Below are 13,229 nucleotides of genomic sequence, written 5' to 3'. Positions count from 1 at the left end.
CACCACCCGCACTGCACCTGTTGCGCGAGACGGAGGGAAGCCCATGGCTGTCGACTACGCCGTGATCGTCGTCTACCTGGCCGGCATGCTCGCCATGGGCTGGTGGGGCATGCGCCGCGCCAAGTCCAAGAGCGAGTTCCTGGTCGCCGGGCGCCGCCTCGGGCCCGCGATGTACTCCGGCACCATGGCCGCCATCGTCCTCGGCGGCGCGTCCACCATCGGCGGCGTCGGCCTCGGCTACCAGTACGGCCTCTCCGGCGCCTGGATGGTCTTCACCATCGGCCTCGGCCTGCTCGCTCTCTCCGTCTTCTTCTCCGCGCGGATCGCCCGGCTGAAGGTCTACACCGTCTCCGAGATGCTCGACCTGCGCTACGGCGGACGGGCCGGCATCATCTCCGGCGTCGTCATGTGGGCGTACACGCTGATGCTCGCGGTCACCTCGACCATCGCGTACGCCACCATCTTCGACGTCCTCTTCGACGTGAACCGGACCGTCGCCATCGTCCTCGGCGGCACCATCGTCGTCGCGTACTCGACGCTCGGCGGCATGTGGTCGATCACGCTGACGGACATGGTCCAGTTCGTCGTCAAGACCATCGGCGTGCTGCTGCTCCTGCTGCCGATCGCCGTCGTCAAGGCGGGCGGCTTCAGCGAGATGAAGGCGCAGCTGCCGACCGAGTACTTCGATCCGCTCGGCATCGGCGGCGAGACGATCTTCACGTACGTCCTGATCTACACCTTCGGCATGCTCATCGGTCAGGACATCTGGCAGCGCGTGTTCACCGCGCGCAGCGACCGCACGGCGCGGTGGGGCGGGACGGTGGCGGGGACGTACTGCCTCGTGTACGCCATCGCCGGAGCCGTCATCGGCACCGCGGCCAAGGTGATGTACCCGGACCTGGCGAGCGCCGACTCCGCCTTCGCGACCATCGTCAAGGACGAGCTGCCGATGGGCGTGCGGGGGCTGGTGCTGGCCGCGGCGCTGGCTGCCGTGATGTCGACGTCGTCCGGTGCGCTGATCGCCTGCGCGACCGTCGCCAACAACGACATCTGGTCGCGGTTGCGCGGGGTCGTGGTGCGGGACGGAGGTGGCGGGGACGGTGAACCGCATGACGAGGTCAAGGGGAACCGGGTGTTCATCCTCATCATGGGCATCGCGGTCATTCTGATCGCCATCGCGCTGAACGACGTGGTCGAGGCGTTGACCGTCGCGTACAACCTGCTGGTCGGCGGGCTGCTCGTGCCGATCCTCGGCGGGCTGCTGTGGCGTCGCGGAACGGCGGCGGGTGCGCTGGCGGCGGTGTGCGTGGGAGGTGTGGCGGTGATCGGGCTGATGGCGGTGTACGGGATCCTCGCCAACCAGCCGATCTACTACGGGCTGCTGTCGTCGCTGGCCGTGTACGTCGTCGTCTCACTGGCCACGCCGCCTACGGATGCGGCCGTGCTCGCCGCTTGGCGCGAGCGGCTGGCGGGGCGCGATTCCAGCCTGTCCGGCGTCTGAGGACGGAACCCTCGCGCCGGATCAGGCGGGCGCAAAAGATGTCCTCGATCGCCGGACGGGCTGAATTGCCCGCACACTTGACACCGTACGAAACCGAAGGAAAGGCACCCCACCCCCATGAGCAGCAACGAATCGCCGCGCGGCCCCGTCGACTCCTCCCGCGTCCCGCGGTACGCCGGGCCCGCGACGTTCGCCCGGCTGCCCCGGCTCGACGAGGTCGGGCGGGCCGATGTCGCCGTCGTCGGCGTGCCCTTCGACAGCGGGGTCTCCTACCGGCCCGGCGCCCGCTTCGGCGGCAATGCCATCCGTGAGGCCTCCCGCCTGCTGCGCCCGTACAACCCGGCCCAGGACGCCTCCCCGTTCGCCCTCGCGCAGGTCGCGGACGCCGGCGACATCGCGGCCAACCCGTTCAACATCAACGAGGCCGTGGAGACCGTCGAGGCCGCCGCCGACGACCTGCTGAACACCGGCGCGCGCCTCATGACCCTCGGCGGCGACCACACCATCGCCCTGCCGCTCCTGCGCTCCGTCGCCAAGAAGCACGGGCCCGTCGCGCTGCTCCACTTCGACGCGCACCTGGACACCTGGGACACCTACTTCGGCGCCGAGTACACCCACGGCACCCCCTTCCGCCGGGCCGTCGAGGAGGGCATCCTCGACACCTCCGCCCTCTCCCACGTCGGCACCCGCGGCCCGCTCTACGGCAAGCAGGACCTGACCGACGACGAGAAGATGGGCTTCGGCATCGTCACCTCCGCCGACGTCATGCGGCGCGGCGTGGACGAGATCGCCGACCAGCTGCGCCAGCGCATCGGCGACCGGCCGCTCTACATCTCCATCGACATCGACGTCCTGGACCCGGCGCACGCGCCCGGCACCGGCACCCCGGAGGCCGGCGGCCTCACCTCGCGCGAGCTGCTGGAGATCCTGCGCGGCCTCTCCTCCTGCCACCTGGTCTCCGCCGACCTGGTCGAGGTGGCGCCCGCGTACGACCACGCCGAGATCACCTCCGTGGCCGCCTCCCACACCGCGTACGAGCTGACGACGATCATGTCCCGCCAGATCGCGGCCTCCAGGAGCCCCAAGAGCGCCGAGGACGCCAAGTGAGCCACGACCACGACGACCGGCCGCAGCTCACCGCCGCGCAGGCCGCCGCCGTCCTGACCCCGCCGCCCGGCCGCACCGGCGGTGACCTCGTCGTCGAGTCGCTCCAAGGACTCGGCGCGACCACCGTCTTCGGCCTGCCCGGTCAGCACGCGCTCGGCATGTTCGACGCGCTGCGCCGCTCCTCGCTGCGGTACGTCGGACTCCGCGTCGAGAACAACGCCGGATTCGCCGCCGACGCCTACGGCCGGATCACCGGCGAGGTCGCGCCGCTGCTCCTCTCCACCGGGCCCGGCGCGCTCACCTCGCTCGCCGCGCTCCAGGAGGCGGCCGCCGCCTCCGCGCCCGTCCTCGCGATCTCCAGCCAGATCCCGACGGCGGGCCTCGGCGGCGGGCGGCACGGCTACCTCCACGAGCTGCGCGACCAGCAGGCCTCCGTACGCGACATCGTGAAGTCCGTCCACACCGTGCGCGCCGCCTCGCAGATCCCGTCCGCGATCGCCGCCGCCTGGGAGTCCGCGCTGACCGCTCCGCACGGGCCGGTCTGGGTGGAGATCCCGCAGGACGTGCTCCTCGCCGAGACCACGCTGCCGGTCGTCAGCCCCATGGACGCCACCCCGCGCGAGCTCTACCCACGGCCCGAGCTGACCATCGCCGCCGCGCACCTGCTGTCGAACGCCGAGCGGCCGGTGATCATCGCGGGCGGTGGAGTCGTACGCTCCGACGCCTCCGGCAAACTGCGCGCGCTGGCCGAGAAGCTCGACGCGCCGGTCGTCACCACCTTCGGCGGCAAGGGCGCCTTCCCGTGGGAGCACCCGCTCTCGCTGCGCTCCTGGCTGGAGGACCGGCACACCACCGACTTCCTGGAGGACGCGGACGTCCTGCTCGTCGTCGGCTCCGGCCTCGGCGAGCTCTCCTCGAACTACCACACCTTCCGGCCGCGCGGCCGGGTCATCCAGATCGAGGCCGACGCCGGAAAGCTGGAGTCCAACCATCCCGCGCTCGGCATTCACTCCGACGCCCGCGAGGCACTGGCCGACCTGCTGGAGGCGGTCGAGCGGCGCGCGGACACGGACGCCGCCGAGCGCGTGCGTACGGTGCTGGAGAAGGTACGGGTCCGGATCGACGCCCAGGAGCTGACCCTGGAGCAGCAGGTCCTCGCCGCCGTCCGCGAGGCGCTGCCCGACGCGTCGCCCAGCTTCTGGGACATGACGATCCTGGCCTACTGGGCCTGGTCCGCGTTCGACGCGCGGCGGCCCAACACCATGCACTCCGCCCAGGGCGCGGGCGGCCTCGGCTACGGCTTCCCGGCGGCCATCGGCGCCGCCGCCGCCGATCCGACGACGCCGGTGCTCGCGGTCTCCGGCGACGGCGGCGCGATGTACTCCATCGCGGAGCTGGCCACCGCCCGTCAGTACGACCTGCCGCTGACATGGCTGATCGTCGACGACGGCGGCTACGGCATCCTGCGCGAGTACATGACGGGCGCCTTCGGCGAGACCACAGGCACCGAACTGTCCCGCCCGGACTTCGTCGCCCTGGCCGAGTCCTTCGGCGTACCGGCGGTCCGGACGACACCGGAGACGCTCGCCACGGACCTGTCCAAGGCCCTGACGGCGCCCGGCCCCTCCGTCGTCGTGCTCCCGGCCCTGCTGCGGATGTTCGAGCCGACGCACCTGTAGGCCGATCCGAATCCTTCAGCCCGTGGCCGCCGTCCTCTCCGTGTCCGTGTCCGCGTCCGTCTCCGCTTCGGTGGCGGACGCGGACACGTGTTCCGCGGAGGACGGCTCTGCGTCGGCCTCCTCCGATGTGGTTCCGTCCAGGTCGGTGAACGTCACGCGGATGCTGCTCCCGAAGAGCTCCATCCGGAACACCGCCTCCATGGCGCGGGCCAGCCGTGCCAGCAGCGGCACGGTCGGGACCGTGCCGCCGAGCTCCAGCTTCGAGACCTGCGGCTGCGTCATACCGGCGCGCCGGGCCAGCTCGGTCTGCGAGAGGCCGAGGTCGACCCGCCGGTCGTACACGGCCTGTCCGAGGTCGAACGCGAGAGAGATCTCCTCGCGGCGCCGCTCCACCTCGGGGTCCTCGGCGATCCCCTGGGCGACCTTCTCGTCGCGGGCGAGCTTCCAGCGTGCGTGGCTGACCATTCCCGCTTCTCCTTCTCCTCGTCGGCTGTGCGCGTGTACACATCGTGAGCCGGTGGGTGCTCGGTCTGGCAGAGCATCTTGGCGCGCTTGGCGCGGGCGACCTCGGCCGTCTGCCGCCGCCGGGTCTTGCGGAAGACGGTAAGCAGAACGATCTCCCGCAGCAGCTCGGCGACGTGCTCGACCACCAGGAAGTCGTTGTACGGCAGGTTCATCAGCCATAGCCGGACCTCGGGTTCGATCTCGATCACATAGGGCGTATCCATATATCCAAACGTATAGATGCTCCAGTGTATGCCGCCTGTCTTCGCTGCGCAGTCACCCGAAGGGGTGATCTCCTCTCGGCGGTTGTCGTGGTCCCGAAGCGCCCTCCTTTGTTGCGGAGGGATGAAATCCGCTCCCCGCCGCGTTGGTGCCTTCCGGAAGATCAGGTCGTACAGCTCGGAAGCAGGAGGCAACGCGTGACGGGCGCAGAGCAACAGGGGTGGGGCCGACGGCTGACCGGGTACGCGTTGCGGTACCGGCGCAATGTCGTGCTCGCGCTCGGCTCCTCGCTCGCCGGGATGGCCGTCATGGCCCTCGTGCCGCTGATCACTAAGGTGATCATCGACGACGTCGTCACCGACCGCACCCGCTCGCTCGCGCTCTGGACCGGCCTCCTCATCGGCGCCGCCGTCCTCGTCTACATCGCCACCTACATCCGCCGCTACTACGGCGGCCGGCTGGCTCTCGACGTCCAGCACGATCTGCGTACGGACATGTACACGACGATCACTCGGCTCGACGGGAAGCGGCAGGACGAGCTCTCCACCGGGCAGGTCGTCGGCCGGGCCACCAGCGACCTCCAGCTCATCCAGGGGCTGCTGTTCATGCTCCCGATGACCATCGGGAACGTCCTGCTCTTCCTGATGTCCCTGGTGATCATGGCGTGGCTCTCGCTGCCGCTGACCCTCGTCGCCCTCGCCGTCGCGCCCGCGCTCTGGGCCATCGCCCGCCGCTCCCGTAAACGCCTCTTCCCCGCCACCTGGTACGCCCAGGGCCAGGCCGCCGCCGTCGCCGGAGTCGTCGACGGGGCCGTCTCCGGGGTCCGGGTCGTCAAGGGGTTCGGCCAGGAGGACCAGGAGACCGGGAAGCTCCGCGAGGTCGGCCGGCGGCTCTTCGCCGGGCGGCTGCGCACCATCCGGCTGAACTCCCGCTACACCCCGGCCCTCCAGGCCGTGCCCGCGCTCGGCCAGGTCGCCATGCTGGCCCTCGGCGGCTGGCTGGCCACCCGCGGCGAGATCACGCTCGGCACGTTCGTCGCCTTCTCCACCTACCTCGCGCAGCTCGTCGGCCCGGTCCGGATGCTCGCCATGGTCCTCACCGTCGGCCAGCAGGCCCGCGCCGGTGTGGAACGCGTCCTGGAGCTGATCGACACCGAGCCCTCGATGCAGGACGGCACCAAGGAGCTGCCGGCAGACGCCCCGGCCGGCATCGAGTTCGACGACGTGCGTTTTGGATACGCTCCGCTTCGCTCCGCCTCCGCCACAGACGCAGACCTCGGAAGCGGAGCCTCGGAGCGGCCTGTCCTCGACGGCTTCTCGCTCACCGTCGAACCCGGCGAGACCCTCGCCATCGTCGGCGCCTCCGGCAGCGGCAAGTCCACCGTCTCGCTCCTGCTGCCGCGCTTCTACGACGTCTCCCACGGCGCCGTCCTCATCGGCGGCCACGACGTCCGCGAGCTCACCCAGGCATCCTTGCGCGCCGCCATCGGGCTCGTCCCGGAGGACAGCTTCCTCTTCTCCGACACCGTCCGCTCCAACATCGCCTACGGCTTCCCGGACGCCACCCAGGACCAGATCGAACAGGCCGCCCGCGCCGCCCAGGCCCACGGGTTCATCTCCGAGCTGCCCGACGGCTACGACACCACCGTCGGCGAGCACGGCCTGACCCTCTCCGGCGGCCAGCGCCAGCGCGTCGCCCTCGCCCGCGCCATCCTCACCGACCCCCGGCTCCTCCTCCTGGACGACGCCACCTCCGCCGTCGACGCCCGCGTCGAGCACGAGATCCACGAGGCGCTCAAACAGGTCATGGAGGGCCGTACGACCCTCCTCATCGCCCACCGCCGCTCCACCCTCCAGCTCGCCGACCGCATCGCCGTCCTGGACGGCGGCAAGCTCGCCGCGCTCGGCACCCACGAGGAGCTGGAGCGCACCTCCTCGCTCTACCGCCGCCTCCTCACCGACCCCGACGAGCTCGGCGGTACGTCACCGGGCCACCGGCCGGTGCACACCGAGGCGGACCCCGACGGCGACCGAGCCCTCCAGCAGGAGCTGGACGCCGAGTTCGACGCCGAGCGCGGCATCACGCCGCAGCTGTGGATCCGCAAGGAGGAGGACCGGGACGCCACGGTCGCCGGCATGCCCGCCAGCCCCGAGCTGCTCGCCCAGGTCGAGGCCCTGCCGCCCGCCACCGACATCCCGCAGGTCGACGAGGCGCGTGCCGTGCTGCCCGAGGACTCCTACGGGCTGCGCCGGCTGCTGCGCGGCTTCGGCGGAGCGCTGCTCCTGGCCCTCGGGCTCGTCGCCGTCGACGCCGGCATGGGCCTGCTGCTGCCGGTCCTGATCCGGTACGGCATCGACGAGGGCGTCAACCAGGTGGCGATGGGCGCGGTGTGGGCGGCCTCCGGGATCGCCCTGGCCGTGGTGGTCGTCCAGTGGGTGGCGCAGACCGGCGAGATCCGGATGACCGGCCGGACCGGTGAGCGGGTCCTGTACTCGCTCCGCCTCAAGATCTTCGCCCAGCTCCAGCGGCTCGGCCTCGACTACTACGAGCGCGAGCTGACCGGCCGGATCATGACCCGGATGACCACGGACGTGGACGCGCTCTCCACGTTCCTCCAGACCGGCCTGGTCACCGCGTTCGTCTCCGTCGTCACCTTCTTCGGCATCATGGTCGCCCTGCTCGTCCTGGACATCCAGCTCGCCCTGGTCGTCTTCGCGACGCTGCCGGTGCTGATCATCGGCACGTTCTTCTTCCGCCGCAGCAGCGTCAAGGCGTACGAACTGGCCCGTGAGCGCATCAGCGGTGTCAACGCCGACCTCCAGGAGTCCGTCTCGGGTCTCCGTATCGTCCAGGCCTTCGGCCGCGAGCACGACGGCGCCGCACGCTACGCCGAGCGCAGCGACAGCTACCGCCAGGCCCGCGTGCGCGGCCAGTGGCTGATCTCGATCTACTTCCCGTTCGTCCAGCTCCTCGCCTCGGTCGCCGCCGCGGGCGTGATCATCGTCGGCGCGGGCCGGGTCGACAATGGCACGCTGACCGTCGGCGCGCTGGTCGCCTACCTCCTCTACATCGAGCTGTTCTTCGCCCCGGTCCAGCAGCTCTCCCAGGTCTTCGACGGCTACCAGCAGGCCACCGTCTCGCTCGGCCGCATCCAGGAGCTGCTGCGCGAACCCACCTCCACCGCCGAGCCGGACGATCCGCTCGACGTGCTCTCCTTGCGCGGCGAGATCGCGTTCGAGGACGTCTCCTTCGCGTACGACAAGAAGGACGAGGCGGAGGAGGCGCTCACCGGCGTCGACCTGCGCATCCCGGCCGGACAGACCGTCGCGTTCGTCGGCGAGACCGGCGCCGGCAAGTCGACCCTGGTCAAGCTCGTCGCCCGGTTCTACGACCCCACCAGCGGCCGCGTCACCGCCGACGGCACCGATCTGCGCCGGCTCGACATGACCGCCTACCGCCACCGCCTCGGCGTCGTCCCGCAGGAGGCGTACCTCTTCGCCGGTACGGTCCGCGACGCCATCGCCTACGGACTGCCCGACGCCACCGACGCCCGGGTGGAGGCCGCCGCCCGCGCGGTCGGCGCGCACGACATGATCGCCACGCTGGAGGACGGCTACCTCCACGAGGTCGCCGAGCGCGGCCGCAACCTCTCCGCCGGTCAGCGCCAGCTCATCGCGCTCGCCCGCGCCGAGCTGGTCGACCCGGACATCCTGCTCCTGGACGAGGCCACCGCCGCACTGGACCTCGCCAGCGAGGCGCTGGTCAACCAGGCCACCGACCGGCTCACCGGCCGCCGCACCACGCTGGTGGTGGCGCACCGCCTGACCACCGCCGCCCGCGCCGACCGGGTCGTGGTGATGGACCGGGGGCGCGTCGCCGAGGACGGTACGCACGAGGAGCTGCTGGCGCTGGACGGGCGGTACGCACGGCTGTGGCGCACGTTCATGGGGCAGGACATCGGCGAGGGCATAGGGGAGGACGAGCCGGCGGGCGTCTGAGACGACCCGCACCCGCCCATGCAACCTCCCGGCCGTCTGCTGCGTCGTAGCCAGGGACGCTCAGGTGCGTACGGATGTCAGGTGGGGGCGAACGTGTTCGACAGGGCGACGGGATCCAGGGCACCGCAGGGGCGGGCACGACCCGAGGGGGCGGTGGCGCGGCTCCTCGTCGTGCCGCTGCTGGCCGGTCTGGTGCTCCTCCTCGGCGCTCCGCCCACGGCGGCCCAGGCCGCACCCGGCTGCTCCGGCCGTCCCGCGAAGACCGTCACCTTCGCGACCGGCGAGCTGCGCGTCTACAAGAGCCGCGCCCATGCGTGTGCCGTCACCGTCGCCAAGAAGCCGGGCAAGCGGCGGGCGATGAGCGTCACGCTCCAGCCGCGCGGCGGACGCGTGGTCAAGGACAGCGGCTCGTTCACGCAGATGGCCGGCCCGGTGACGGTGAACGCCCTCAACCGCTGCGTCCGGGCCACCGGAGCGGTCGCGGGGAAGTCGGCCGCGACCGGCTGGATCCTGTGCTGAGCGCACCGTAGGGAGAACGTGTGAGGAAGCAGGACACACCCAACCGGGTCTGGCGCCTGGCACGTTGACCTCGCTAAGTTCACGGCGACTGTTGTGAATCAAGGGGAGGGTGCATGCGCAAGGCGCTCACCGGGGTTCTGTCGCTCGCGGTGCTCATCGGCACCGTCAGTGCGGCGGGAGCCTCGGCCGGTGCGGCCACCGCCGCGGAACCGGACACGAAGAGGAGTGGCACCGCCGCCGTACGCGGTGGTGAAGCGAGCGACGAGGACATCAAGGACCGCATCCTGGCGATCCCGGGGATGAGCCTGATCGAGGAGAAGCCTTACCTCGGCTACCGCTACTTCGTCCTCAACTACACCCAGCCGGTCGACCACCGGCGCCCGTCCAAGGGAACGTTCCAGCAGCGGATCACCGTGCTGCACAAGGACACCGCCCGCCCGACGGTCTTCTCCACCAGCGGCTACAACGTCTCCACCAACCCCGGCCGCAGCGAGCCGACGCAGATCATCGACGGCAACCAGGTCTCGCTGGAGTACCGCTTCTTCACGCCGTCCCGCCCGGCGCCCGCCGACTGGACCAAGCTCGACATCTGGCAGGCGGCCACCGACCAGCACCGGGTGTTCAACGCGCTGAAGAAGATCTACCCGAAGAAGTGGCTGGCCACCGGCGGCTCCAAGGGCGGGATGACCGCCACCTACTTCGAGCGGTTCTATCCGAAGGACATGGACGCCGTCGTCGCGTACGTCGCGCCGAACGACGTCGATGACCGCGAGGACTCCGCCTACGACCGGTTCTTCCGGAACGTCGGAACCAAGGAGTGCCGCGACAAGCTCCAGGCGGTGCAGCGCGAGGGGCTGGTCCGCCGGGCGCCGCTCCTGGAGAAGTTCAAGGAGCACGCCGCTGCCAACGGCCTCACCTACACCACTCTCGGCTCCGTCGACCGCGCCTACGAGGCCGCCGTCATGGACTACATCTGGGCGTTCTGGCAGTACAGCACGCTCGCCGACTGCGCCGAGATCCTGCCCGACGCCAAGAACGCCACCGACGAGGCGGTCTGGGACGCCATCGACGCGATCTCCGGCTTCGGCTTCTACGCGGACCAGGAGCTTGAGTCGTCCATCCCTTACTACTACCAGGCAGGCACGCAGCTCGGTTCGCCGGACATCAAGCAGCCCTGGCTCGGCAACCTGAGCCGCTACGGCTACCAGCCGCCGCGCAACTTCGTGCCGCGCTCCATCCCGATGACGTTCGACCGGGGCGCGATGCGGGACGTGGACAGCTGGGTCAGGAACAACGCCCGCCAGATGCTGTACGTGTACGGCGAGAACGACCCGTGGCGTGCGGAGCCCTTCCGCCTCGGGCGCGGTGCCAAGGACAGCCACGTCTACACCGTGCCGGGCGCCAACCACGGCGCCCGGATCTCCGGCCTGACGGAGGACCAGAAGGCGAAGGCCACCGCCGCGATCCAGCGCTGGGCGGGCGTCGCTCCGGCGGCCGTCCAGGCGGATCCGGCGAAGGCGAAGCCGCTGGCGAAGTTCGACACCAGGCTCGACCAGCTGAACGGTGAGATCGAGCGCGACGAGGCGGTACTCCGCCCGTAGCGGCCGGTGTCCGCCGTCTCTTCTCCGTACCGCTCGGAGAAGAGCCGGCGGCCGGGCTCTAGTACGACAGCCCGTGGCCCACCGGGTACAGGACCCGTGCCGGGTCGTCGGCCCGCTGGACCGGCACCGGGAGCCGGCCCTCCGGACGGGCGCGGCCCGCGATCACCCGTGCGGCGGCGCGGAGTTCGACGTCCGTCCAGGAGTAGGACGCCAGGATCGCGGCGACGCCGCGGCCGTTGAGGTGCGCGGCGTCGTACGGGTTGCGGATCGCGACGGCGACCACCGGCACGCCGGTCGCCACGAGGGCCTGGACGAGAGCGAGTTGAGCGCTGTTCGCCGTGATGTTGTACGTGGCCACGACGACCGCGTCCCTGCCCTGCGCGGCGGCGACGGCTTCGGCGGTCTTCGCCTGGTTCGGTGCCGTACCGGTGGACAACGCCGATGTGGAGAAGCCCAGTTCGGTGAAGGCTCCGGCCAGCGTGGTGGTCGGCGGGCCCGTCGTACCGGACGGTGACGCCGGATCGGCGCCGACCACGAGCAGCCGCCGGTGGGTGCGGCGGGAGAGCGGGAGCAGCGCGCCGGGGTCGGCGAGCAGGGTCGTGGTGCGCTCGGCGATCCGGTCGGCGTCGGCGAGGTGCTCGGCCACGCCGACCGTGCGGTCGACGCCACGGCGGCTGACGAACGGGTCGCGGAACAGGCCCAGTTCGGTCTTCAGTCGCAGGATCCGCAGGACGGACTCCTCGATCCTCGCCGCACTGACCTCACCGCTGCGGACCGCCTTCAGAACCGCGTTCCACGCGACCGACAGATTCGGCGGGTTCAGCAGCTGGTCCACGCCCGCCAGCAGCGCGAGGACCGGCACGCGGTCGTCACCGTACTTCGTGCGTACGCCTTCCATGCCGAGCGAGTCCGTGACCACCACGCCGTCGTAGCCCAGCTCCTCGCGGAGGATGCCGGTGAGGATCGGCCGGGAGAGCGTGGCCGGGTCCTCGGACGGGTCGAGCGCCGGGACCACGATGTGCGCGGTCATGATGGAGTCGATACGGGCCCGGATCGCGGCCCGGAACGGCGGCGCGTCCAGCTCCTGCCACTGCGCACGGGTGTGGTTGATGACGGGCAGCCCGGTGTGGCTGTCGGTGCTGGTGTCGCCGTGGCCGGGAAAGTGCTTGGCGGTGGCCGCCACTCCGGCGCCCTGGTACCCCTTCACCTGCGCCGCCACCAGCTCGGCAACCGCCTGCGGATCGGAGCCGAAGGAGCGGACGCCGATGACCGGGTTGGCCGGATTGACGTTGACGTCGGCGTCGGGCGCGTAGTTCTGGTTGATGCCGAGCGCGGCCAGCTCGGCCCCCGCGATCCGCGCCGCCCGCCGCGTATCGGACCGCGAACCGCCGGCGCCGAGCGCCATCGCACCCGGCAGCAGCGTCGCGGGCTCACCGACGCGGCAGACGATGCCGTGTTCCTGGTCGGTGGAGATGAGCAGCGGCACGCGCGAGCGCTCGCCGAGCGCGGCCTGCTGGATGCCGTTGGAGAGGTCGGCGATCTGGTGCGGGTCACGGGTGTTGTGCGCCCAGGAGAAGTAGATGATCCCGCCGACGTGGTAGGTGGAGACCAGCTCGGCAGCGGTCCGCACCCCGATCTCGCGGAGGTTGGCGTCGATGTCGGCCTGGTCGGGATCGGTGGCGGAGTGCCCGTACACCCGCATCACGAAGAGCTGGCCGACCTTCTCCTCCAGGCTCATCCCGGCGATGATCCGCCGCAGCCGGTGGTCGGTGGAGGCGTCTCTGACATGCGCGGAAGCGGGAGCCGCGGCGGCGAGGACACCGGTGGCGGTGGCCACCGTGGCGGCGGCGGTGGCGGTGAGGAGGGTGCGTCGTGAGGTGCGGTGGGGCACGTGAGCTCCTTCCCTGACTGAAAGAAACTTCCAAGATGATACGGATATAGGGAAAGTAACTTTCGGTCAAGAGGGCGGGAGCGGACCGGCAGCGACACGCGTGCGAAGGGGTGGTCCGTCCTGGACGACCTCCGGCGCTCACTCCAGGCCCGCCGCCGACCCATGCGCCTGGAGCGCGGAGACCGCCCGGCCGCTGCTCGGCCTCTT

The 13,229-nt window shown here is 71.0% G+C and carries 8 protein-coding genes and 1 pseudogene; 6 read left to right on the top strand and 3 right to left on the bottom strand.

All coding sequences use genetic code 11. The annotated features are described in order from the left end of the window. Positions 1-43 precede the first annotated feature (43 nt). The 3 genes from ABZ267_RS26560 to ABZ267_RS26550 all read left to right on the top strand — a co-directional run bounded on the left by ABZ267_RS26560 (position 44) and on the right by ABZ267_RS26550 (position 4,287). On the top strand, positions 44-1,501 hold the full coding sequence (locus ABZ267_RS26560; protein WP_356751317.1) for a sodium:solute symporter: 1,458 nt from the start codon (positions 44-46) through the stop codon (positions 1,499-1,501). A gap of 117 nt (positions 1,502-1,618) precedes the next feature. Continuing rightward, positions 1,619-2,608: an agmatinase gene (gene speB / locus ABZ267_RS26555; RefSeq protein WP_356751315.1), complete on the top strand. Its 990-nt coding sequence runs from the start codon at positions 1,619-1,621 to the stop codon at positions 2,606-2,608. Next, a complete protein-coding gene (locus ABZ267_RS26550) occupies positions 2,605-4,287 on the top strand; it encodes a thiamine pyrophosphate-binding protein (protein ID WP_356751313.1) in 1,683 nt (560 codons plus the stop codon). The genes speB and ABZ267_RS26550 overlap by 4 nt, the downstream gene beginning before the upstream one ends. Positions 4,288-4,302: 15 nt before the next feature. On the opposite strand, the gene ABZ267_RS26545 is transcribed toward ABZ267_RS26550, so the two are convergent. Further along, positions 4,303-4,752: a helix-turn-helix transcriptional regulator gene (locus tag ABZ267_RS26545; RefSeq protein ID WP_356751311.1), complete on the bottom strand. Its 450-nt coding sequence runs from the start codon at positions 4,750-4,752 to the stop codon at positions 4,303-4,305. 11 nt (positions 4,753-4,763) lie between these two features. After that, positions 4,764-5,015, bottom strand: a pseudogene (locus ABZ267_RS26540) (type II toxin-antitoxin system RelE/ParE family toxin); the annotation flags it as partial. Positions 5,016-5,210: 195 nt separating this feature from the next. Here ABZ267_RS26540 and ABZ267_RS26535 point away from each other — a divergent pair. The 3 genes from ABZ267_RS26535 to ABZ267_RS26525 all read left to right on the top strand — a co-directional run bounded on the left by ABZ267_RS26535 (position 5,211) and on the right by ABZ267_RS26525 (position 11,131). Then, a complete protein-coding gene (locus tag ABZ267_RS26535) occupies positions 5,211-9,011 on the top strand; it encodes an ABC transporter ATP-binding protein (RefSeq protein ID WP_356751309.1) in 3,801 nt (1,266 codons plus the stop codon). Positions 9,012-9,164: 153 nt separating this feature from the next. Continuing rightward, the gene (locus ABZ267_RS26530; protein WP_356751307.1) at positions 9,165-9,530 is read left to right on the top strand and encodes a hypothetical protein; all 366 of its coding nucleotides are present in this window, start codon (positions 9,165-9,167) and stop codon (positions 9,528-9,530) included. Between the two features lie 113 nt (positions 9,531-9,643). Beyond that, the gene (locus ABZ267_RS26525; protein ID WP_356751305.1) at positions 9,644-11,131 is read left to right on the top strand and encodes a S28 family serine protease; all 1,488 of its coding nucleotides are present in this window, start codon (positions 9,644-9,646) and stop codon (positions 11,129-11,131) included. Positions 11,132-11,189: 58 nt separating this feature from the next. On the opposite strand, the gene ABZ267_RS26520 is transcribed toward ABZ267_RS26525, so the two are convergent. Further along, a complete protein-coding gene (locus ABZ267_RS26520) occupies positions 11,190-13,022 on the bottom strand; it encodes a glycoside hydrolase family 3 protein (RefSeq protein WP_356751303.1) in 1,833 nt (610 codons plus the stop codon). Positions 13,023-13,229 lie beyond the last annotated feature (207 nt).

Source organism: Streptomyces sp. NPDC006174, from assembly GCF_040614075.1.
Lineage (GTDB): Bacteria > Actinomycetota > Actinomycetes > Streptomycetales > Streptomycetaceae > Streptomyces.
This window is presented reverse-complemented; position numbering and strand designations above follow the sequence as displayed.